Consider the following 19,823-nt stretch of genomic DNA (forward strand, 5'->3'; position numbering starts at 1 on the left):
GCTCACAGCAAGTCCTGATCGCGCCGAAAAGCGGCGATAGTTGCCGCGACCCGCGGGTCGGCGCGCAGTTGCTCGAGCGTCAGTGGCAGCGGCAATCGCCAATTGGGATACTCGTCGATCGTCCCGGGCAAGTTGGGCTGTCGCGGCTCGGCGACGAGGTCGTAGGGCGAGATCAGTTTCAGCTGACTCGGGGTCGCAGCGAGTATTCGATGCATGGCGGTGATGATGCTTGCTTCGTCTGGCTCGGACCCATCGTCGTTGGGCGGCAGAAGATTTGCAGAGCGCAGCATCGCCAGCAACTCAGCGCGTTCACGTTCGGCTGCTGCCTCCTCGGCTGGAATGTCGTTGAGCAGCCCGCGCTCGGCACGCACCCGCACGTGCTCGCCGCGCAAAAATCCTGCTGCGGTAGGCAAGTCGTGGGTGGAGATGCTGGCGGCCGCGTGCCGTGGCCACTGCGCCGGCGGCAGCAGCGGTTGGTCCGGCGCGTTCTCGTCGCGGACGAACCATGACACCGCGCAACCGAGCATCTCGTTGTCGGCCAGTGCCTGGGTCACTTCCGGCTCGACGGTGCCGAGGTCCTCGCCGATCACGATGGCCCGCGCCTGATGCGCCGCCAGCGCCAGGACGGCAAGCATCACATCGGCGTCGTAACGCACGTACGTACCGCGGTCGGGGCCATCCCCCGGTGGAATCCACCAGAGCCGCCACAGGCCGGCTATGTGATCGATCCGCAGACCATCCGCGTGAGCCAGTACCGCCTCGAGCATGTCGCGCATCGCGCCGTAACCGGTTGCGGCCAGGCGATCGGGTCGCCACGGCGGCAAACCCCAGTCCTGCCCGGACGGAGTGTAGTTGTCCGGCGGTGCGCCGACCGTCACCCCGGTGGCGAGCACATCGGCCAGGGCCCACGCGTCGGCGCCGTCAGCGTCGACTCCCACCGCGAGGTCATGAATCAGGCCGATGGACATACCTGCGTCGCGGGCCGCATCGCGTACGGCGCCCAGCTGTTCGGCACATCGGTCTTGGATCCACGCATGAAAGGCAATGCGCGGCAACAACTCCTGACGCGCCGAGGCCACGGCCGGCCCGCCGGCATCGCGCAGCGACTCAGGCCAGCGTGTCCAACGACCGCCGTGCCGTTCCGCCAGCGCGCAGTACGTGGCCCAATCGACCAGAGCTGAGGACAAAGTATCGCGCGACGGCCGTCCTTCCGCGCGCCAAAGCAATTCCAGCGCTGCCCGTTTGGCGGCCCACACCAGGTCGTAATCAATGCGCTCGGTACCGTCCCACACTTTGAGCGCGTCGACCTCACCGCGGGTCCGGGCGTCGGCCCGTCGATAGGCCTCGAGGTCCTCGATGCGCAGAGCGAGTGGGTTGGCGAAGCGGCGACTCGACGGGGTGTAAGGAGAGGCCTGCACCGGGTGCGTCGGCCCCGGGGCGTGCAGCGGGTTCAGCAGCACCGCACCCGCTCGGTGCTCGGCGGCGGTCCAGTGCACGAACTCCCGGAGGTCGCCGAGGTCGCCGATGCCCCACGATCGGGACGAGCGAAGCGCATAGAGCTGCAACATCCAGCCCCAGGTTGCCGGGCTAGGCGGCAACCTCGGCGGAGCTGCGACCAGGGTGACGTCCTGCCCCTTCCGGGTGTGCAGTCGATACCAGCCAGGCGAGAGGTCGCCGGGTAGTTCGTCCCGCAGCGCAAACTCGTCGCCGCTTTCCGCCACGAGCAACTCGGCGCCGGGCAATCGGTGGCGCCGGCCATCGATGCGGACAGCAACCGTGGCCGGCAGCAGATCAGCTCGGCCCGCTTCGGCAACCTTGGCCAACTCCAGCACCCGGTCACGTGGACTGCCTGCGTCCACCTCGAGCAGACCCAGCACCGTGATCACGACGTCGGCGTCGACGTCGACCACCTCGCGGCGCTCATTTCGGTAATGCGTAGCTACTCCGTGAGCTTCAGCCAACTCCCGAAGATCGGCGGGCACGGGCGTCATATTCCGGGCGGCTTTACAAGCTTTCTTTGCACCTCAACTGATTCCACGTCTCGGTGTACCCCCGCCGCCGGTTCTCACACGGACTGGCCTGACGCCAACCCGCGATCGTGCGGATCAGCCGGTGGGGACATCGCGGGGCTGAGTGACCGAGGCTATGTGGTGCTCCCTCACCCTTCGACGCTCTGGTCAGCCACGGGAGGGCCGATGAACTCCAGCCCGGCCTGGATAGCGGGGCGGTGTCGCAGGATTCGGTAATGAGCGAGGCGGCCGAGCCCGCGGGTGGTCACCAACTGTGCGCCCTGCCATGACGCGGCCAGCCGCTCGCTGGCGGCGTAGGGGCTGTCCGGGTCGTCGGGATCGTGGATCAGCAGCAACGGTGGATAGCTGGCTCGTCGACCGATCCGGGTCATGTTCGTCTCCTCCAGCGGCATGGCGATTCGTTTCTCCAGCCGACGGTGCAGGCCCGCGCGGATCCGACGGCCGAAGCCGTGCCGCGCGGCGAACAGGTCGAGATAGAGCGGGAAATCGCCCATCGGCGCGAAGAAGACCAAGCGGCCGACGGGTGCGCCCTGCGCCGCCGCCAGAGCGGTCGCGTTCGCTCCGAGCGAATGCGCTACCACCGCGTAAGCGGGCCCATGAGCCTCGATCATGGCCGCGATCGCGTCGGCGCACTCGGTGGCAGTGGTACGCCCGGGCGCGAGCGCACCCGGATCAGAGTCGTTGTGGCTGGGCAGATCGAACGTGATCACCCGATACCCCGCCTTGACCAGCGGTTTGACGAACATGGCCAGATGCGGTCGTTGGCCGCCCCAGCCGTGCACCAGGTAGATCGGCGGCCCCTCGCCCCACTGCTCGCCGACGACCCGATGCCCGTCCCAATACGCTTCGACCGGACTGCCCGGCGCCACTCCCGGCGGCATACGCAGGCTCGACTCGAGAACCGGTGGGGTGCACCACAATTCGACTGCCCAGCGCGACCCCAGGAAGGGAGCCAGTCGCTCGAGCCACCAAAAAGCCCGGCGCACCCGGTCGGCGACCGGGGGGAGGATTCCGGAGCCTTCGACGTCGAGCGGTGGAACCTGGCCGGCCGATGGCTGCGCCGACGCCGCTCCCGGTGCTCCCTCCGTCATGAATTGCGATCGTAATGCGGGCTGGCCGGCGTCGGCTCTGCGGGATGGCCGTGCCTTCATCCTGCGCAATCGCGTGTGACTCGACGGTTGCGCGAGCCGCATATCGAGGGGCAAGTCGCGCTCGACGGCCAGGTTCGCTAATTTCGCAGGTGTGATGTTCTCAGCTGCCGCCCGGTTTGTCGCCACCATCCTCCCGCTGATAGCCGGCGTAATTCTCTTCGCCAGTCCCGCACAGGTCGGCCCCGCCCCGGCGGTGCGCCTGGTTGACGACGCCAACCCGCTGGCAGGGATGCCTTTCTACGTCAACCCCACCTCGGCGGCCATGCGCGCTGCGCAGAAGGCCAATCCCCCCAGTCCGGAGTTGACCGCGGTCGCGAACACGCCGCAGGCGTACTGGATCGTTCCGGGTTCGTCGGCGTCCACAGTGGCGAAGTACGCCGGCGACGCCGCAGCCGCTGGGGCGCTCCCGGTTTTCACGATCTACGGCATTCCGCACCGCGACTGTGGCAGCTTCGCCGCGGGCGGCATGGGCTCGGGCGACGCCTACCGCGGGTGGATCGACGGCATCGCCTCCCAAATCGGCGCGTCGCGGGCCGCGGTCGTCCTCGAACCCGACGCGCTCGCCATGGCGGACTGCCTGTCCGGCGACCAGCGCCAGGAGCGCTACGACCTGATCCACTACGCCGTCGACTCGCTGACCCGCAATCCGGCCACCGCCGTGTACGTCGACGGCGGCCACATCCACTGGCACAGCCCTGAGGACATGGCTGACCGACTCAACAAAGCCGGTGTAGGCCACGCCCGGGGATTCAGCCTCAACGTCGCAAACTTTTACACCACCGAGGACGAAATCGGTTATGGCGATGCGGTTTCGGCGCACATCAACGGCGCGCACTACGTGATCGACACCTCGCGCAACGGCGTCGGCCCGGCACCGACGTCCAAGCTCGACTGGTGCAACCCCAGCGGTCGGGCGCTGGGCGCTGCACCGACGACCGCGACCGGCAACGGACACGTCGATGCTTTCCTGTGGATCAAACGTCCAGGCGAGTCCGACGGCTCGTGCGACAAGGGCGATCCGCCGGCCGGGACTTTCGTGAATCAGTACGTCGTCGACCTGGCTCACAACGGCGGCCCCGTCGACCTGGCTCGTGCGGGTCACTGAGAGCGCTCGTCGTCACGTTCACACGCGGTAACCGGAGGGGAAAAGCATGTCCGGCTGGACCAGGGGAAGACTCCTCACCACTGTGAAGGCAGCGGGATTGGTGTCGCTAGTGGCGTCAGCCTCGATGCTGATGCCGGGAACCGGTCCCGCGTCAGCGGATCCCCCTCCGGGCGATCCCGGTGCTGTCGGGGACCCTGCTCCGGCGCCGAATCCGGACGCGGCGCCGCCGGTGCGGGTCTTCCCCGGCAACGGCTCGACGGTGGGTGTGGCTCAACCGATCATCATCAACTACCCGGGGCCCGTCGATAACGCCGGCGGAGCCGAGAACTCCGTCCACATCTCGTCGGAGCCGCCGGTGGCGGGCAAGTTCTACTGGATGTCGCCCACGCAGCTGCGCTGGCGCCCGCTCACTTTCTGGCCGGCACACACCGGGGTGACCGTCGATGCCGGCGGTGCGGTGTCCAGCTTCTCGACTGGAGACACCCTGGTCGCCACGGCCGACGACCCCAGCCATCAATTGGTGGTCACCCGTAATGGCGTTGTGGAGAAGACGATTCCGATGTCGATGGGGATGGCGGCCGGCGGGCACCAGACGCCCAACGGCACGTACTACGTCCAGGAGAAGAAGCCGTCCGTCGTGATGGACTCCTCGACGTATGGGGTCCCGGTCAACTCGACCTACGGCTACAAGACCACGGTCGAACTGGCGGTCCGGTTCGACGACAGCGGCGACTACGTGCACAGTGCGCCATGGTCGGTCGACGACCAGGGCAAGCGCAACGTCAGCCACGGGTGTATCAATATCAGCCCGGCCAATGCGAGATGGTTCTTCGACAATTTCAACGCCGGCGATCCCATCGTGGTCACCAACTCCGGCGGGGGCACCTACTCCCGGCACGACGGCTCCAACGACTGGCAGTTCTAGCCCCGAACCCGGCCTTCACCGACAAACGGTCCGAGTCAGCGCGATCGCGGGGCCGGTCCGTACGGCTGCTGCCACGACTGGGGGGGCGATAGCGTGGGAGGACAACATGACGAAGAAAAAATCCGTTTACCTGAATCCCGTGGGCATCCCCGCACCTGATCGCGATCCGTTCTACGCCAGCCCCACCGATCTCGACGACGTCGCTCCCGGGACGGTTTTGCGGTCCCGACGGGTGCAGGTGTCGTTTTTTGGTCGTGTTCGGCAGGGCGCGGCGTGGCAACTGATGTATCGCAGCACTGACATGCGCGGTCGCCCCGAGGCGGCGGTCACGACGGTGGTGGTTCCGCGCGGGAAGGACCCGGCGACGTGTCCGGTGTTGTCGTATCAATGCGCCATCGACGCAGTGGCGGCGCGGTGTTTTCCGTCCTATGCCCTGCGGCTGGGCGCCGAGGTGGTCGGAGCCTCGGTTCAGGCTGAGTTCCTGTTCATCAACGCTGCCCTGTCTCAGGGGTGGGCCGTCAGCATCCCCGATCACGAGGGCCTCAATGGTCTGTGGGGCGCGCCCTACGAGGCGGGCTTTCGCGTTCTCGACGGTCTGCGAGCCGCGGTCGGCTTCCCGGAGTTGGGCCTGTCGCCCGGCACGTCGATGGCGGTGTGGGGATATTCCGGCGGCGGGCTGGCCAGCGGCTGGGCGGCCGAAGCGGCCGCCGAGTATGCGCCCGAGCTCGCGATCGTGGGAGCGGTGATGGGTTCACCGGTGGTGGATCCCGAAAGCGTTGCGCGTCGGCTGAATGCGTCGCCCTGGGCGGGTCTGGCGGCGTTGATGGTCGCGTCGCTGGTGCACATCTTCCCCGAGGCAAGGAAGGTCGTCGACGAACACGCGACCGAGGACGGCAAGGCCCTGCTGAAGCAGATCGAGGGGATGTCGACCGGCGGCGCGATCCGGCGTTTCCGAAATTTCGACATCGCTGACTACGTCGACATGAGCTTCGACGAACTGTTCGCGCTGCCCGAACTCCAGCATGTCTTCGAGGTGACGAGGCTCGGGCAGAAAACACCGAGCATGCCTGTGCTCCTCATCCAGGGCGTGCACGACAAGATCGTCGACGTCGCCGACGTGGACAGCCTCGTCGAGATCTACACCGAGGGTGGCGGCGCGGTGAGCTACCACCGTGACCCGCTCGCTGAACACCTGCTGCTGTATCCGTTCGCGGTTCCGATGAGCCTGTGGTGGCTGGCGGAACGCCTCGCCAAGAACGACCGGCCCACCAGCCGTCACACTCGTCCGGCGCTGCTTGATCCGCGCACCTACGCGGGGCTGCCCGCGCTCGCCGGCGCCGCGTCGCACGCCGTCACGTCCCGGTTCCGCCCCCGCCCACGGCACTGACTGACCTGGCGTCAGCGAAACCAAGGCTCAATCCTGACAGGTTTACTGAACGACTTCGGCGTCAAAGCAGGCCTCAGCAATCGGCTTCAGCCCGAAAGGACTTCCGTGAATACACCTGAATGGCGCGACGAAACCGTCGCGATGGTCAGCCCGGCCGTCGTCTTTCTCAATGTCGGTGTCTCTGGCCCGACGGTCGTCAATAGCGTTGCCCGCAGCGGGTCGAGGTAGCCCGCCATGGCCGGCAATGAAGGCTTGTCCGACTCCGGCGACGCCCCGGAAGGCGAAACGGGTGACACGCCACCCGACGAGCCGTGGTATCGCAGACCGATCGTCTCGCTCACCATTGGCTTTTTCGCCGCAATTCTGCTCGGCGTCGCAATATTTCTTCTCGCCGACAAGACCAGCGGACACAACGGCACGACCCAAACTCCCACCTCGCCGACGGCACCTGTGAGCGTCCCCGCTCCCAGCAACCCTTGACGGCGACGCCTCAGATCAAGGTTTGGAATAGCGCCAGCGCGGTATCCGAGATTGCCGCCACCCGTCGGCAGGTCATGCGCCCGGGCCGTCATCCGCTGTCAGAGGAGAGTCATCGTGGTACTGCACATCATCTGGTTAATCCTTCTCGGACTCATCGTTGGTCTGATCGCACGAGCCGTTGTTCCGGGCCGACAGCCCATGGGTTGGATCGCCACCGCTGCGCTCGGCATCGTGGGTTCTTACGTCGGCGGCACGCTGGGCAGCGTGATATTTCCGCCGCACAAGTTCGACATCCACCCGCCGATCCAGCATTCATTCCTAGGCGCGCTGGTAGGCGCTGTAGTGCTGCTGGTGCTTTTCAAAGTCGTCACGTCCCGGACGCGCACGCTGTAGAAGCGCGACCGACAAAGAACCGGAGGTGCCATGAGCAACACGTCGAAGGCGCTTTATCTGCCGCTGTCGGCCGCCACCAGCGTGGCCGGGGGCCTGTTGGCGAGTGCGGTATTCGGCTTGATCTGGAAGCGTCTCAGCGACGAGGAGGCCGCTCCGCCCAACCCCAAAGACCTCAATCGCTCTGGCAGCGCGGTCCTGATGGGAGCGGGCTTGCAGGGGCTGGTGTTCGGTGTCGTGAAAGCGGCCGTCGACCGGGTAGGAGCCCGCGGCTATCAGGCGATCACCGATGAGCCGGCGCCTCAAGACGCACCGCTCGGCATCGGATAAGCCTTGACTCGCAACAAACCTCGCGGAACCCGCATGAGGTCACATTCTCACGAATACATTGGTCTGTTATGACCTCGGCGGATGCCAGCCGGGCGAAGACCGGCCTGATCCCGGACTACGACAACGTCCAGGCTCACTACGACCTGTCCGATGATTTCTTCCGGCTCTTTCTCGATCCGACTCAGACCTACAGCTGCGCCTATTTCGAGTCCGACGACACGACTCTGGAGCAAGCCCAAATAGCCAAGATCGACTTGGCTTTGGGCAAATTGGGGCTACAGCCCGGCATGACGCTGCTCGATATCGGGTGCGGCTGGGGCGCAACGATGCGGCGTGCCCTGGAGAAATACGGTGTCAACGTCGTCGGTCTGACGCTGAGCAAAAATCAGGCCATTGCCGTCAACAAGTCGTTCAGCACGATGAACAGTCCGCTCAGCCGACGGGTGTACTTGGCGGGCTGGGAGCAATTCCACGAACGGGTCGACCGGATTGTGTCGATCGGCGCGTTCGAGCATTTCGGCAAGAAGCGCTACGAGAGCTTTTTCAACATGGCTTACGCCGCGCTACCCGCCGATGGTGTGATGCTGCTGCATACCATCGTCACAACCAGCCCGGAGGAGTCTCGAAAACTCGGGCTGAAGCTGCCGGCGAAACTGCTGCGCTTCATCTTGTTCATCATGGATGAGATCTTCCCCGGCGGGGACTTGCCGATGGTTGCCCAAGTCGAGCAGCACGCAACCAGAGCCGGCTTTCGGGTGGCCCGCGTCCAGCCGCTGCGGCCGCATTACGCCCGAACGTTGGACATCTGGGCAGCGACGTTACAGAGCCGCCGGGAGCAGGCCATCGAGATTCAATCCGAAGAGGTCTACGAGCGCTACATGAAATACCTCACCGGGTGCGCTGAACTGTTTCGCGACGGCTACACCGACGTGTGCCAATTCACCTTGGTCAAAGACGGCTGACGGACGATCGGTCGGCTCGCAACGCCAAAAGCCTGCCTGCACAACACGAGTCGCGATCCGACGGCGGCTTAGTTACCCGTCGGGATTGTCGCGACGTCGTCGGCGGGAATTTCGTAGCCGAGGTCGTCGATGAAGGCTACATGCACAGGCCGTTCAGTTCGTTTGGCCTTGCGCACCATCGTCGGTCCTTCAGGGCGAGGTAGATGTCGATCGCCCCACTGCTGCAATGCGCCGATCAAGACGTGCAATTCCCGACCGGCGGGCGTCAAGTGGTACGAAGGCCGGCGGCGCTGGCCAGGCTCCTGGTAGGACTCCTTGGTCATCACGCCGTATTCGACGAGAGTGCCCAGACGGTCAGCGAGTCGGTCCGGCGGCAGTCCGAGGTTACGTTCGAAGTCGACGAACCGGGTCGTTCCGAGCAAAGCCTCGCGCAGGATCAGGATCGTCCAACGTTCGCCGAGCACCGTGATGCTTCGTGCGACCGAGCATTGCCAGTCGTCGACTTTTTTCGCCGCCATTCGACCGAAGATACCGATCTGACTTGGCTAGTTCAAGTCAGATCGCTGCGCGGGCCCACCGACTTCTCGTGGACGACAACTTGCCGCCAACCCTAGCTCACAACAGAATTTGGCCTTACGTGGTGCTAGAGCAAGGCTGGCCTCCCATCACGCAGACTTGTAAAAACAAAGTGAGAGGTCTACGGTCTCGTCATGCCCTTCAGCGACGACTTCACTCCCACCCACCTCCGATTGACCGCAGAGTCACCGACCTTTTGGCGCGTCACCTTCGACAACCCTCCGGTCAACGTCATCGGGACCGAATTGATCCGTGACCTCAAAGACTTGCTCACCGAACTGGAGTCCAACGACTCCGTCAACGTGGTGCTGTTCGACAGCGCGGACCCGGAATTCTTTCTGGCCCACTACGACCTCGCCGCCGATCACGCTGCCTCCGAGGCACTTCCGAGTCCAACTGGGTACGCAGCGTGGGTCGACATCACCGTGCGGATCAGCAAGCTGGCGGCGGTGACTATCAGTGCCATACGCGGAATTGCCCGCGGCGCGGGTAGCGAATTCGCCCTGGCCACCGACATCCGGTTCGCCAGCCGCGAGAAGGCCATCCTTGGCCAGATGGAGATCGGCTTCGGCGCAGTACCCGGTGGCGGTGCCGCTGGGCGGCTGCCCGCCCTGGTCGGTCGAGGCCGGGCGTTTGAAATCCTCTTGGGTGGAGCCGATTTCGACGGTCCGACCGCCGAGCTGTACGGCTACGTCAACCGCGCCATCTCTGATGCCGACTTCCCCGCATTCGTCGACGATTACGCACGCCGGGTATCACGCTGGGATCACCGCGCACTGGGTGAGATCAAAGCATTCATCAACAAGTACACCCGGCTGCCCGACACGGAGTACCCGTTGCACTCCGACGCGTTCTGGGCAGCCGCCGTCACCCCCGGATTCCAGGATGTGGCGAAAGCTCTGTTCGAGCAAGGGCTGCAACAGAAGTCGGACATCGAATACCGCCTCGGCACCAACATCGCCGCCGTGACCGACGCCATTTCATCCTGAGTCGCGCCGACCAAACCCCTACCCCTCAGCCCTCGACTAGGAGCGCTATGACCATCGTTGTCGGTAGTTCACAATGGAATGGGTCGTTTTTCGACGGAACCGGCACTCTGTCGACCGACACCAGCGACACCGTCCGCAACGCGCCGTACACGTTCGCCAGCCGGTTCGAAGGGGCGCACGGAGCGATCCCCGAGGAGTTGCTCGTGACCGGACATGCCGGGTGCTACAACCACGCACTGGCGAACATCGCCCGCAAGAACGGCATCACGGTGCGGTCGATCAGCACTACTGCGCAGCTGACTATGGGCACCGACAATCAAGGGTCTGACGGCCACGGCTACTCGGTGGACGGCATCCATCTGATCGTGCGCGCTGACCTGCCCGGTGCCACCGACGCGCAGTTTCAAGAGGTGGCCGAGGATGCACGCCGGTTGTGCTCGATCTCGAAGATTCTGCGGGTGCCAATCACCTTGGACGCCGCCCGCATCGCACAACCCGCGTGAAACCCCACCACTCTCGTCTTCCATACCTTTAGGTATGTTAGGTTCGGCCGATGTGCTTCAGCGTGACTACGGCGGAACCGGTTCGGCGAGCGGTGCACTGATGCGGACACTCTGGCTCGAGGCGTCGCCGAAAGGCGAGCACTCGTTGTCTTCTGCCGCAGCGCGTGCCTTCCTGGATGCAGCCGGCGATACGTCCATCGGCGCGGTTGATCACGTCGACCTGTGGGCCGAGGACGTGCTGACGTTTCAACGCGACGCCGCACTGGCGAAATTCGCTCCGCTGCTGGGTGATTCGCTCTCGCCTGATCAACAGCGCGCGTGGGATCGCGTCTCCGCCGAGATCGACCGCGTGCGCGGCTGCGATCGCATCGTGGTGTCCTCGCCGATGTGGAACTGGTCGATACCCGCCCCGCTGAAGAACTGGATCGACGTCATTATCCAGCCACTGCTGACCTTCACCCTCGATTCCAACGGTCGGCACGTCGGCACGCTGGGCGCGAATCGACCTGTGCACCTGATCCTCACGCGAAGCAGCGCCTACGACGGCAGGCATCCCGAACTTCGCGACTTCCAATTGCCCTACCTGGAGTATGTCTTCACCTTGCTGGGGTATCGAGTTGATTCCCTTGTGCTGGAACCGACTACACGGTGGACGCCCCAGGAGAGGGAGCTCTTACGGCAGGAAATTTTGACGACCGCCAGACAGCGCGGTTCCGAGCTGTCTGAGGAATCACCGGTGTGAGCGAAGCGGTGCCAGTACCCCCTCCGCCGTCGGAAGATGCTGAGAGCGCCGGCTACGGCCCGCCGTCCGGACCTTTCAGCGCTTTGATGGCGAATGATTGCAACGGCCGACCGGTCGCTGGCATCGGTGCCGCGACCACGCGGCTGCTCGCCCTGCGCGGCAATCGCGTCGTCCTCGACGATGTGACGCCGTACCGACTCGGCTTCGCTGGACTTTGGACCGCTGCGCATGTGACGATTTCGTCAGTATGCGAGTAAGTGGAACCAGACAGGACCTCAATCCACACCGTCGGCGACACGGATCAGCGACCTGATGACTGAGCCACCCGAACTTGACCCACCCTCATGGCTCTCGAACGCTGTGACGACCTATCTCAAGGCCTATCACCGGCATGAGGTGCATGTCGATGCTCCAGTGCCCGACAGGTCGGTGTTGTTCGTCTGCAACCACGGCTTCGGCGGTGTCGTCGACCTCAACGTCGCCGCTTTCGTCGCTGCGCGGCGAGCGGCGGGCATCACTCGACCCACGACTGCGCTGGTACACCAGATCGCCTGGACGCTCGGTGTCGGGCCCGTCGTCGAACGACTCGGCGGAACGCCGGGTAGTCGGCCGGCCGCAGACGAAGCGTTCGCCGCCGACCACAATGTCCTGGTCTTTCCCGGTGGTGATGTCGATGCGGGAAAGTCATGGCGTGATCGAAACCGAATCATGTTTCACGGCTCGGGATTCGCCAAGCTCGCCCTCGATCACGGCGTACCGATCGTACCGGTGGTGACCGCTGGGGCAGGAGAGTCGCTATTGGTGCTCAGCGATGGCCAATCCGCGGCACGGTTGTTCCGACTGCCGAAATTACTGCGCCTGAAATCGATTCCATTGAGCGTGTCGATCCCCTGGGGTCTCAACGTCGGGCTGGTCGGGTTGCTGCCCTATCTGCCGCTACCCACCAAGCTTGTCACCGCCGTACTGCCGGCGATCGTTTCCGAGCCGGACGAATCTGCGGATGATCTCGCCGCGCGGGTCCGCAACATCATGCAAGCACGCCTCGATGAGCTCACCGCCAAACGACGGCCGATACTCGGCTAAACGCCGGTGGTGCGCCGCCATCTGCGAAACTGAAGATTTCGTATTGCGAAACATGGCCCGACACATGAGTATTCCCATACACCGAAAGAGCCAGCGAGGCATTACCAATGCCGAGACCACAACTCATCGTCGTTACTCTCACGGCGATAAATGACGGAGGCGCTCAACGGCGGCGTCGCTCAACGGTGTCGCGCGGTGAGTATGTTCGTCGACCTGCACGATGACCGTGCGGGCGAGAGCTACGCATTGATCTCGTTGAAAAAGGCCCTGCGCCAGGCTGATCGAGGTACGGCCCACTGATTCGACCCTCGTCCCGATCGCGACCTGACCGGGCCAGGTCAATTCGCCGCGGAAGTCCAACTCGAGACGGGCGATGACGAACGCTTTTCCGGCTTCGAGGATGCCCGTACCAGGCGCGTGCAGAAGTTCCACGCGACCGGTTTCCAAGGCCGTCGAAAACACCGAGTTGTTGACGTGCCCCTGCCGGTCGGTGTCGGCGTAGCGCAACTTGTCGTAGGACTGGGCCGGAAATTGGGCGAGCGTGGGAGCGTTGTCCATAGCGGTATCCACTTCTGTCGGCGTATCGAGGTGTGGTCTGATCAGCTGATCACAGTCTTGGTCCGGTCATTCGGCGGCGAATGTCGCGATGTGATCGATCGCGGTGTTGAGAGCCGTCTCCAACGGTTCGCCGTCGCGCAGCACTTTGGCCAGCAGCAGCCCGCCTTGCAGCGAGGACAGCAACGTCATGGCCAGCTTGTCGATGTCGGCACAGTCGGCTAGCGCACCGCTCTCTTGCATGAACGCGAGTCCACCGCGGATGGCGTCATGCCAGCGTTGATAGCCCGCCCTGATGTCTTCTCTTGCGGCGCTGTCATTTTCGGCTAGCTCGCTCGCCAGCGAGCCCAGCGGGCAGCCGCCGCGAAATCCGTTGCCGCGTTGCATGTCCACGATCACCGCAGCCCAATTGCGCAGCGCGGAAAGCGAGTCGAGTCGCGAGAGCAGTGCATTCTGGAACTCGAGTATCGCGTCTGTCTGGTGCCCGATGACGGCGCGGGTGAGCGAGCGCTTGTCCGCGAAGTAGTGGTACAGCTGAGAGGCGCTCACGCCGGCCGCGGCTTGCACATCCTCAGTGCTGGTCCCGGCGACCCCGCGCTCATAAAAGAGCTCCGCGGCGGAGGCCACGATGCGATCCCGGGTGGCCTGGCCTTTCCGGGTGATCATCCAACAATCCTACGTTTTGGAGTTGACAATCCAAAAACTCGAGAGTTTTCTGGAGGGATCAATCCAATCGAGCGTGCGGAGACTCCGATGACCATGCCCACCATCAACCAACAGGCCCGCGCCGTGGCCACCGCGTCGGCAACGAGGTTGCCTGCGGACGCGGTCGCCGCGTTCACCGCGGATCAAGCCGCATTGGAGGCCCGGGGTGTACCGCCGAATGTCCTTGCGCCTGGATCCGCCATGCCCGACGGCGACCTGCTCGACGTGACTGGTGCACCCACATCGTTGGAGCGACTGCGCGACGGGCGCCCAGCGGTCGTGGTGTTCTATCGCGGGGCGTGGTGCCCCTACTGCAACATCGCGCTACGCACCTATCAAGCCCAATTGGTTCCCGCCCTGAGCCAACGCGGCTTCGAATTGATCGCCATCAGCCCACAGAAACCCGACGGCTCGCTGACCACGGCCGAATCCGATGAACTGACCTATTCGGTGGCATCGGATCCAGGCAACCAGATCGCCACCGCGCTGGGGATTCTCACCGAACCATCCCCCGATTCCATTGCCGCACAGGTCAAACTGGGAGTCGACCTCACCGCGGTGAATGCCGACGGAGGCAAAGCGTTGCCGATGCCCACCGTCGTTGTCATCGACTCCGCGGGCACTATCCAGTGGATCGACGTGCACCCCAACTACACCACCCGCAGCGAGGTGCCCGACATCCTGTCCGCAGTCGACGCGGTGGGCTGAACACCGCTGCCTGACAACAGGTAAGGGCCCTCGAAAGCTTCGCTGGTCGCCGTTGGCTCCGCCTAGGGTGCGGCCGATCGCGTGTGCTCGATGAGCGCCGCAGTACCGGCGACCACTGCAGAAAGCGCCACACCGGTGGTCAGCGCGGTCGCGGTCGGGCTGATTTCACGCCGCTGACCCGCGGCCAGAAACGCGGCGGCATCGACCGCGTCCATCACGATGTTCAACGCGAGAAACTGCTGGGGACGGGTGAAACTGTCCTGCCGCAAGAGTCCAAGCCCGAGAGCAGCGTTGCGGATTGCGAACATCCGCGCGTACGCGATCGCGGGGGTGCCGCCAACGGAGAGCCCGAAAAGTCGCGTGGTCAGGCGAGGGGCGAATAAGTGGGTGGCTGCGACGATGAAGCGCCCGGTCATCAGCGCTTTACGCCAAGGGACAGGGTAGAGACGAGATTTGGGCATTGAGAATCCTTTCAAAGCCGCAACGGGTCGGTGCTCACCGTGTGCCCGTGACACTCAGTCGTGTAAAGCCCGCGTCGTGGTGAAGGGGTCGAAGTCGTCGGGCCACGTGGGCAGGGCTGAGGAGTTGGCGAGTCGGCCGCCGCTACGGATGAAAGGGACGAGGTCGCGTCCGAGGATGCTGCCCGCGGCGTTGACTCCGCTGAGCATGGAGCCCACCGTGCCGGGTCCCCAGGCGGTGCTGGTTCCGACGGTGTACAGACCCGGGATCGGTGTGGTGTCCCTGGGGCGCATCGGGCCCGTTTGAGAAAGTCGTAGTTGCAGTCCGAAGGGGGCGCCGGCGGTGTTGTTGACGAATCTCGTTTGTGTTGCCGGTGTTCCGAGCTCAGTCAACTTCACCTTGGACGACGAACCGGGGAATGCCTGCTCCATCCGATCGAGCATTCCGTCGATGATGATCTTCTTGACCTCCCGGTAGCCGGAGTCCTGGCTGTAATCACCGTTGGCCACGTCGTAGCCGTCGAAGCCCCACAACCGCGGATCCGACGGTGTGACAGTTTGCACCTCGATGGTGGCGTGCCCCGCTGGTGCGGCGCGGTGGTTACTCGGGTCTCGCCGTGAGGAGGACTGGACGAACATCGGTTGCCTGTGCGCCATATCGCGCGCCCACTCAGCTCCGACATCGAATCCGTTGCCGTTGAGAGTGTCTCGACCGAATGCCGCCATCCCCCTGTACGACTTGGCGGGCCCCCAGTCCGGGATGGAAAAGTAGTTGCTGTTGGGTCGGTCGGCGAGGTCGATCTCCACTCCGAAGAATCCGTTGATCAACGGCTGCGACATCTTCCAGCCGGTTACGCGGCGACGGAATAGACGCGGAAGCTTGTCCAAGCCAACGAGATCGGTGTAGGTCTTGATGATGTCAGCGTTGGACACGACCGTTGCGGAGGAGATCACTTCGCCGTCGGCCAGCCGGACACCCTGAACACGACCCTGGCCGAGGAGGATTTCCGAGACCTCGCTGCGGGTGCGGATTTCCCCACCGTGGGCGGTGATCACCGCGGCGAACCCGGCAGCCAGGATCTGTCCCCCACCCTTGGGGTAGTAGGACCCGGTGCCGATGTAGTCCTGGAAGAACGCCGCCATCGCCGCGGTCGGCAGCACAGTCGGACTGCACGCCACCGCACCGGACTGCACCGAGAGTGCGTAGGCCATGCGCGGTGAGATCCCCAGCGCGGCAAGCGTTGCTCCGTAGGGCAGTCCCATGAACGGCGCTGCCCGTCCCGCCCGTCCCGCCCAGCGGGCCATTCCACCAGCGGTGACCATGTCGTTGCGGTCGTGGGCTTCGCCAATCCGTCGCATCAGCCCGTGGAAACGGCGCACCGACTTGCGCTCACCGGGGAAGGCGTCGATCAAATTGGCCTCGTAGGCGTCCCAGCCGACGGGGGTGGCCAGTTCGAAGCCGGGTGCGATGATGCGGTCGAAACCGCTCTGATCCATCGGCAACCAGGTGATCCGGTCGTCGATCCCGATCCCGCGCATCATCGCGGTGACGATGCCGTCCGGTCCGCAATGGCTGACGTAGTGCACGCCACAGTCGAACTCCCACTGACCGCGCCGGCTGAAAACATGCGACGTGCCACCCAGTGTCGTGTAACGCTCCAGCAGCAGGGTCTTGCGGCCCGCCGCCGCCAGATCCGCCGCCGTCGACAGGCCACCGAGTCCAGAGCCGATGACGATCGCGTCCCACTGCTTGTTGATCTGCACCAGACTCCTCACGACTACCTATACCGATCGTTCTACTAGTTGTCGGTGACCGTAGTACATCGATCGGTATACTCGCAACCACCCGACGCTATGCCGGGGAATGGCCGAGTTCGGAGGATCAAGGCGTGAAAGTCCGAGACAAGTTGGTGTTCAGCACGATTGATCTCATGCGCCGGCACGGTGTCGCCGGAACCGGGATCACCGCCATCCTCGAACGCAGCCACGTCGCGCGCCGGTCGATTTATCTCAACTTTCCCAACGGCAAGACCGAACTGGTGCAGGAAGCAACACGCGTGGCCGGCAGCTTCATCGACCACCAGATCGCGACCGCTCTGCAACAACCCACACCGCAGAAATCGTTGGACGCCTTCATCGCCGGATGGAAAACGGTAGTCGCAGAAAGCGATTTCGCGGCGGGCTGCCCCATCGCCGCCGCCGGCCTCGCGCGATCTTCCGAAATCGAGATCGCCGACATCGCCGGCGCAACCTTCATCCGGTGGCGGGATGCGATCAGCAAGTCCCTACGTGATCACGGCATCGCAAAAAATGCCGCGAGCGCGTTGGCCAACACCGTCCTCGCGGCTGTCGAGGGCGCCGTGATCATGGCCCAGGCCGAGAAATCCCTGGCCCCCCTCGACGACGTCCACCGCCAACTCCGTATCCTTCTGCGCCATCACACTGGGTAACACGGCACGCAATGCTCCCCTACGGCGACGTACCCAACCAGCCGGCGATCATGGGCGCACCTTCGCCGCCTTCTCCGGATTACCAGTGTCCTTGGCAGTTACTCTGGTGAACACCAGAGCCGGTCGTCCAGCGCCCGCTTCGGTTTTGCGGCTGCGCTCGGCACCGGATTCATAGAGCCCACACCGTCGTAACCGTGACCCGATCGTGCTCTCACTGGCTTTCGGATCACACGCCCTGGTCAGGGCCATCACCTCAGCCATCGTGGTGGCGTCGCCGAGCATCGCATAGGTCAGGTCCGGATCGGTGAACAATCCAGTGTTGATCTTGGCCAACGCTTTTCGAATCATCGCCGTATGCCCGAACGGCATGTCCTGGGGAACGCGGACAGGCCGCACGGCACCTGCTGTTTCGGCAGGGATGCGCGCGCCGACGACGATCGAGACGGTGTGGCCGCGCTCGTCGCGGCCGGGGTCGCTGACCACGTCGAGGATCGCGACACCACCGACGATGTCGACTCCGACCTTCTCGGTCATGACGCGTCGGGCGGCTTGCTCCACCGTTTCCTGATTCCAGGCAGCCAGCAGCCCGCCGGGGAGAGTCGTTGCACCGCGGTGCGGTTGGCCGACGCGGGTGACGAGCGCAACCCGTGCCGCGTCGCTGTCGCGGGTGAGCGCGACGACATCGACTGACAGCCAGGTCCCGTGGATGGCGTGCTCACCGCCTTTGTAGACCAGGTTGGATTCCCGCATAGAGCTCATGGCAACTCATTCCCGTCTGGGACGTGTCCGGTACGGCGCAGGTACACCTCGGTCTCATAGGCCAAGGTGGCGCGGATATCGGCAAAGGAGGAGTGCCGCAGCAGCTTTCCGTCCTCGTATACCAGCTTGAGTTCCTGTTCGGCCTCTTGCTCCGGGTCGGCGTGTTCGATGAGATAGGGGCGGCCGTCCATGGTGCGCCGCACCGCCAGGCGGCCCGTAGCGGATTTCTTGGTGCCGTCGTCGGTGATGGGGTCTTTGAGAATGTCTCGACCCTGACCATCGACTCGGACCCACGTCGCTTTCATCGCCATCTTGAACGTGTCACGGGTCTGGTACTGGTAGGTGAAGCTGCCGTAGCCGAAAACAACTGCAGTTGAGGCGAAACCCTGCCGCATCAGATTGGCGGTGATCGCATCGGCGCGCTCGAAGTTGATGGAGTCACCGTAGATCGCGCCGATGTGCGGGTCGAGATCAAGGTAACCCTTGTCGTTGACGACAGTGCCGAACTGGTCTGCCAGCAGCCTGACAACTCCGCGGCGGGCGGGGCTGTCCTCGGCCGCGTCGGGGTCGCCGCACAGAATCAGCTCTGGGTCTCCGCTGTCGGGTCGGATCATCAGTTTGCCGTCGCGGGCCATGATTTGGTCTTTGAGGCGTGGCAGGAACTCGGTGCAGACCTGCCATAGGTCCCAAGTATCTGACACGACGGCCAGAGTCCCGCCCGGGTAGAGGTCCAGCAGTCGTTCGAAGGTCTCGAACTCGGTGCCGCGGCCACCGGCACACATGACGCTGTGCTCGGTGGCCGGGCAGGAGACCGCCACAATTCCGTTGTCGCCTGGATAGAACCGCTTGATGAATCGGACGGCGCGAACGGTGTCGGTGCCCCGGAAGCTGAGCAGGTGGCCCGCGCTGCTGGCCGCTCCGGCCACGATGCCTTCCATGCCCCGGCAAGAAAAGTCGTGACCCTGGTAGTCGACCGCGGCCGGATCGCCGGATTGCGCCGCGCGCTCGTCGAGTAGGCGGCGGTTACGCCAAGCGATGGTTGCGCTGGTGATGGGCTGCCACAGTTCCGCAGACAGCTCGGTCTCTAGATAGTTGGTCAGCCAGAACACCCGTGAATCGGTGTTCTCAATGGTGAAGTACGGGACCCGGGTGGGAACCAGGGCACCCTCGCTGAATGCCTTGACTCGCAGTGGGAGATGACCGATGCCGTGCAGGACCCGGAAGTGCTCGCTGCCGATGTCGTTGGTGCCCAGTAGTTCTGCGACTTCGGTGTCGTACGCGGACAGCACCGCGTCCAGCTCGGCAGCCGCCAGGCCGAAAAATTCGTCCCATCGATTGGTCAGGTCGGTGAGAAAGGCTTGTAATCCGAAGAAGACGGTCACGTCGACGCCGGGGATTCGGCTTCCCCGAGCGGTGAGGTTGGAGAACACCACCTCGGTGCCTTCGGGGTATTGGCGGCGGTGGTCGAATTTGTAGGCGTCGGTGGCCATCAAGGTATCCACCACGCGGTCGATGACGGCGGTCATGTCGGCTCC

General features: G+C 64.4%; 22 protein-coding genes. 13 read left to right on the forward strand and 9 right to left on the reverse strand.

Annotated features, from left to right (window positions below):
• Positions 1–2 precede the first annotated feature (2 nt).
• Both malQ and ACZYW1_RS11550 read right to left on the reverse strand, forming a co-directional pair.
• Complete coding sequence (gene malQ, locus ACZYW1_RS11545; protein WP_463785860.1) at positions 3–1,991, reverse strand: 4-alpha-glucanotransferase; 1,989 nt, start codon at positions 1,989–1,991, stop codon at positions 3–5.
• A 167-nt stretch (positions 1,992–2,158) separates the two neighbouring features.
• On the reverse strand, positions 2,159–3,121 hold the full coding sequence (locus ACZYW1_RS11550; RefSeq protein ID WP_463785862.1) for an alpha/beta fold hydrolase: 963 nt from the start codon (positions 3,119–3,121) through the stop codon (positions 2,159–2,161).
• A 154-nt stretch (positions 3,122–3,275) separates the two neighbouring features.
• On the opposite strand from ACZYW1_RS11550, the gene ACZYW1_RS11555 reads away from it, so the two are divergent.
• From ACZYW1_RS11555 to ACZYW1_RS11585, 7 genes are all read left to right on the forward strand, one after another.
• A complete protein-coding gene (locus tag ACZYW1_RS11555; RefSeq protein WP_463787803.1) occupies positions 3,276–4,286 on the forward strand; it encodes a glycoside hydrolase family 6 protein in 1,011 nt (336 codons plus the stop codon).
• Positions 4,287–4,332: 46 nt separating this feature from the next.
• Positions 4,333–5,211: a L,D-transpeptidase gene (locus tag ACZYW1_RS11560; RefSeq protein WP_463785864.1), complete on the forward strand. Its 879-nt coding sequence runs from the start codon at positions 4,333–4,335 to the stop codon at positions 5,209–5,211.
• Between the two features lie 106 nt (positions 5,212–5,317).
• Positions 5,318–6,598 carry a lipase family protein gene (locus ACZYW1_RS11565; protein ID WP_463785865.1) on the forward strand — a complete coding sequence of 427 codons (1,281 nt, stop codon included), beginning with the start codon at positions 5,318–5,320 and terminating at the stop codon, positions 6,596–6,598.
• Between the two features lie 234 nt (positions 6,599–6,832).
• On the forward strand, positions 6,833–7,078 hold the full coding sequence (locus ACZYW1_RS11570; RefSeq protein WP_463785867.1) for a hypothetical protein: 246 nt from the start codon (positions 6,833–6,835) through the stop codon (positions 7,076–7,078).
• Between the two features lie 114 nt (positions 7,079–7,192).
• Positions 7,193–7,471 (forward strand): GlsB/YeaQ/YmgE family stress response membrane protein, encoded by a 279-nt coding sequence (locus ACZYW1_RS11575; protein WP_463785869.1) that lies wholly within the window; start codon positions 7,193–7,195, stop codon positions 7,469–7,471.
• A 30-nt stretch (positions 7,472–7,501) separates the two neighbouring features.
• On the forward strand, positions 7,502–7,798 hold the full coding sequence (locus tag ACZYW1_RS11580) for a DUF4235 domain-containing protein (protein ID WP_463785871.1): 297 nt from the start codon (positions 7,502–7,504) through the stop codon (positions 7,796–7,798).
• A gap of 68 nt (positions 7,799–7,866) precedes the next feature.
• A complete protein-coding gene (locus ACZYW1_RS11585; protein ID WP_463785873.1) occupies positions 7,867–8,760 on the forward strand; it encodes a cyclopropane mycolic acid synthase family methyltransferase in 894 nt (297 codons plus the stop codon).
• 68 nt (positions 8,761–8,828) lie between these two features.
• On the opposite strand, the gene ACZYW1_RS11590 is transcribed toward ACZYW1_RS11585, so the two are convergent.
• Positions 8,829–9,278 (reverse strand): winged helix-turn-helix transcriptional regulator, encoded by a 450-nt coding sequence (locus ACZYW1_RS11590; RefSeq protein WP_463785876.1) that lies wholly within the window; start codon positions 9,276–9,278, stop codon positions 8,829–8,831.
• A gap of 192 nt (positions 9,279–9,470) precedes the next feature.
• Between ACZYW1_RS11590 and ACZYW1_RS11595 the strand changes: the two genes are divergently transcribed.
• The 4 genes from ACZYW1_RS11595 to ACZYW1_RS11610 all read left to right on the forward strand — a co-directional run bounded on the left by ACZYW1_RS11595 (position 9,471) and on the right by ACZYW1_RS11610 (position 12,653).
• Entirely contained in the window at positions 9,471–10,325 is an 855-nt protein-coding gene (locus ACZYW1_RS11595; RefSeq protein WP_463785878.1) for an enoyl-CoA hydratase/isomerase family protein, read from the forward strand.
• A 47-nt stretch (positions 10,326–10,372) separates the two neighbouring features.
• Positions 10,373–10,828 carry an OsmC family peroxiredoxin gene (locus ACZYW1_RS11600; RefSeq protein ID WP_463785880.1) on the forward strand — a complete coding sequence of 152 codons (456 nt, stop codon included), beginning with the start codon at positions 10,373–10,375 and terminating at the stop codon, positions 10,826–10,828.
• Between the two features lie 100 nt (positions 10,829–10,928).
• A complete protein-coding gene (locus ACZYW1_RS11605; RefSeq protein ID WP_463785882.1) occupies positions 10,929–11,570 on the forward strand; it encodes an FMN-dependent NADH-azoreductase in 642 nt (213 codons plus the stop codon).
• Between the two features lie 312 nt (positions 11,571–11,882).
• Positions 11,883–12,653 carry a 1-acyl-sn-glycerol-3-phosphate acyltransferase gene (locus ACZYW1_RS11610; protein WP_463785884.1) on the forward strand — a complete coding sequence of 257 codons (771 nt, stop codon included), beginning with the start codon at positions 11,883–11,885 and terminating at the stop codon, positions 12,651–12,653.
• A gap of 138 nt (positions 12,654–12,791) precedes the next feature.
• Here the strand turns inward: ACZYW1_RS11610 and ACZYW1_RS11615 are convergent, their stop codons facing one another.
• Both ACZYW1_RS11615 and ACZYW1_RS11620 read right to left on the reverse strand, forming a co-directional pair.
• Positions 12,792–13,211, reverse strand: a complete 420-nt coding sequence (locus ACZYW1_RS11615; RefSeq protein ID WP_463785885.1) for an acyl-CoA thioesterase — start codon at positions 13,209–13,211, stop codon at positions 12,792–12,794.
• A gap of 66 nt (positions 13,212–13,277) precedes the next feature.
• Entirely contained in the window at positions 13,278–13,874 is a 597-nt protein-coding gene (locus tag ACZYW1_RS11620) for a TetR/AcrR family transcriptional regulator (protein ID WP_463785887.1), read from the reverse strand.
• Between the two features lie 87 nt (positions 13,875–13,961).
• Here ACZYW1_RS11620 and ACZYW1_RS11625 point away from each other — a divergent pair, with 87 nt between their 5' ends.
• A complete protein-coding gene (locus ACZYW1_RS11625) occupies positions 13,962–14,621 on the forward strand; it encodes a peroxiredoxin-like family protein (RefSeq protein WP_463785890.1) in 660 nt (219 codons plus the stop codon).
• Positions 14,622–14,683: 62 nt separating this feature from the next.
• On the opposite strand, the gene ACZYW1_RS11630 is transcribed toward ACZYW1_RS11625, so the two are convergent.
• Both ACZYW1_RS11630 and ACZYW1_RS11635 read right to left on the reverse strand, forming a co-directional pair.
• On the reverse strand, positions 14,684–15,082 hold the full coding sequence (locus ACZYW1_RS11630; RefSeq protein WP_463785892.1) for a hypothetical protein: 399 nt from the start codon (positions 15,080–15,082) through the stop codon (positions 14,684–14,686).
• A 54-nt stretch (positions 15,083–15,136) separates the two neighbouring features.
• Positions 15,137–16,843 carry a phytoene desaturase family protein gene (locus ACZYW1_RS11635; protein ID WP_463785893.1) on the reverse strand — a complete coding sequence of 569 codons (1,707 nt, stop codon included), beginning with the start codon at positions 16,841–16,843 and terminating at the stop codon, positions 15,137–15,139.
• A 146-nt stretch (positions 16,844–16,989) separates the two neighbouring features.
• Between ACZYW1_RS11635 and ACZYW1_RS11640 the strand changes: the two genes are divergently transcribed.
• A complete protein-coding gene (locus ACZYW1_RS11640; RefSeq protein ID WP_463785895.1) occupies positions 16,990–17,529 on the forward strand; it encodes a TetR/AcrR family transcriptional regulator in 540 nt (179 codons plus the stop codon).
• A gap of 48 nt (positions 17,530–17,577) precedes the next feature.
• On the opposite strand, the gene ACZYW1_RS11645 is transcribed toward ACZYW1_RS11640, so the two are convergent.
• Together ACZYW1_RS11645 and ACZYW1_RS11650 are read right to left on the reverse strand one after the other, a co-directional pair.
• Complete coding sequence (locus ACZYW1_RS11645) at positions 17,578–18,288, reverse strand: NUDIX domain-containing protein (protein WP_463785897.1); 711 nt, start codon at positions 18,286–18,288, stop codon at positions 17,578–17,580.
• On the reverse strand, positions 18,285–19,814 hold the full coding sequence (locus ACZYW1_RS11650) for a nicotinate phosphoribosyltransferase (protein WP_463785899.1): 1,530 nt from the start codon (positions 19,812–19,814) through the stop codon (positions 18,285–18,287). Before ACZYW1_RS11650 ends, ACZYW1_RS11645 begins: the two co-directional genes overlap by 4 nt.
• Positions 19,815–19,823: the final 9 nt, after the last annotated feature.

It is taken from the genome of Mycobacterium sp. IDUB_36, from assembly GCF_055419225.1.

Bases quoted from the DNA above. Each gene is read 5' to 3' on its own strand.
- malQ (WP_463785860.1), bottom strand. From the start codon at position 1,991: ATGACGCCCGTGCCCGCCGATCTTCGGGAGTTGGCTGAAGCTCACGGA.
- ACZYW1_RS11550 (WP_463785862.1), bottom strand. From the start codon at position 3,121: ATGACGGAGGGAGCACCGGGAGCGGCGTCGGCGCAGCCATCGGCCGGC.
- ACZYW1_RS11555 (WP_463787803.1), top strand. From the start codon at position 3,276: ATGTTCTCAGCTGCCGCCCGGTTTGTCGCCACCATCCTCCCGCTGATA.
- ACZYW1_RS11560 (WP_463785864.1), top strand. From the start codon at position 4,333: ATGTCCGGCTGGACCAGGGGAAGACTCCTCACCACTGTGAAGGCAGCG.
- ACZYW1_RS11565 (WP_463785865.1), top strand. From the start codon at position 5,318: ATGACGAAGAAAAAATCCGTTTACCTGAATCCCGTGGGCATCCCCGCA.
- ACZYW1_RS11570 (WP_463785867.1), top strand. From the start codon at position 6,833: ATGGCCGGCAATGAAGGCTTGTCCGACTCCGGCGACGCCCCGGAAGGC.
- ACZYW1_RS11580 (WP_463785871.1), top strand. From the start codon at position 7,502: ATGAGCAACACGTCGAAGGCGCTTTATCTGCCGCTGTCGGCCGCCACC.
- ACZYW1_RS11585 (WP_463785873.1), top strand. From the start codon at position 7,867: ATGACCTCGGCGGATGCCAGCCGGGCGAAGACCGGCCTGATCCCGGAC.
- ACZYW1_RS11590 (WP_463785876.1), bottom strand. From the start codon at position 9,278: ATGGCGGCGAAAAAAGTCGACGACTGGCAATGCTCGGTCGCACGAAGC.
- ACZYW1_RS11595 (WP_463785878.1), top strand. From the start codon at position 9,471: ATGCCCTTCAGCGACGACTTCACTCCCACCCACCTCCGATTGACCGCA.
- ACZYW1_RS11600 (WP_463785880.1), top strand. From the start codon at position 10,373: ATGACCATCGTTGTCGGTAGTTCACAATGGAATGGGTCGTTTTTCGAC.
- ACZYW1_RS11605 (WP_463785882.1), top strand. From the start codon at position 10,929: ATGCGGACACTCTGGCTCGAGGCGTCGCCGAAAGGCGAGCACTCGTTG.
- ACZYW1_RS11610 (WP_463785884.1), top strand. From the start codon at position 11,883: ATGACTGAGCCACCCGAACTTGACCCACCCTCATGGCTCTCGAACGCT.
- ACZYW1_RS11615 (WP_463785885.1), bottom strand. From the start codon at position 13,211: ATGGACAACGCTCCCACGCTCGCCCAATTTCCGGCCCAGTCCTACGAC.
- ACZYW1_RS11620 (WP_463785887.1), bottom strand. From the start codon at position 13,874: ATGATCACCCGGAAAGGCCAGGCCACCCGGGATCGCATCGTGGCCTCC.
- ACZYW1_RS11625 (WP_463785890.1), top strand. From the start codon at position 13,962: ATGACCATGCCCACCATCAACCAACAGGCCCGCGCCGTGGCCACCGCG.
- ACZYW1_RS11630 (WP_463785892.1), bottom strand. From the start codon at position 15,082: ATGCCCAAATCTCGTCTCTACCCTGTCCCTTGGCGTAAAGCGCTGATG.
- ACZYW1_RS11645 (WP_463785897.1), bottom strand. From the start codon at position 18,288: ATGAGCTCTATGCGGGAATCCAACCTGGTCTACAAAGGCGGTGAGCAC.
- ACZYW1_RS11650 (WP_463785899.1), bottom strand. From the start codon at position 19,814: ATGACCGCCGTCATCGACCGCGTGGTGGATACCTTGATGGCCACCGAC.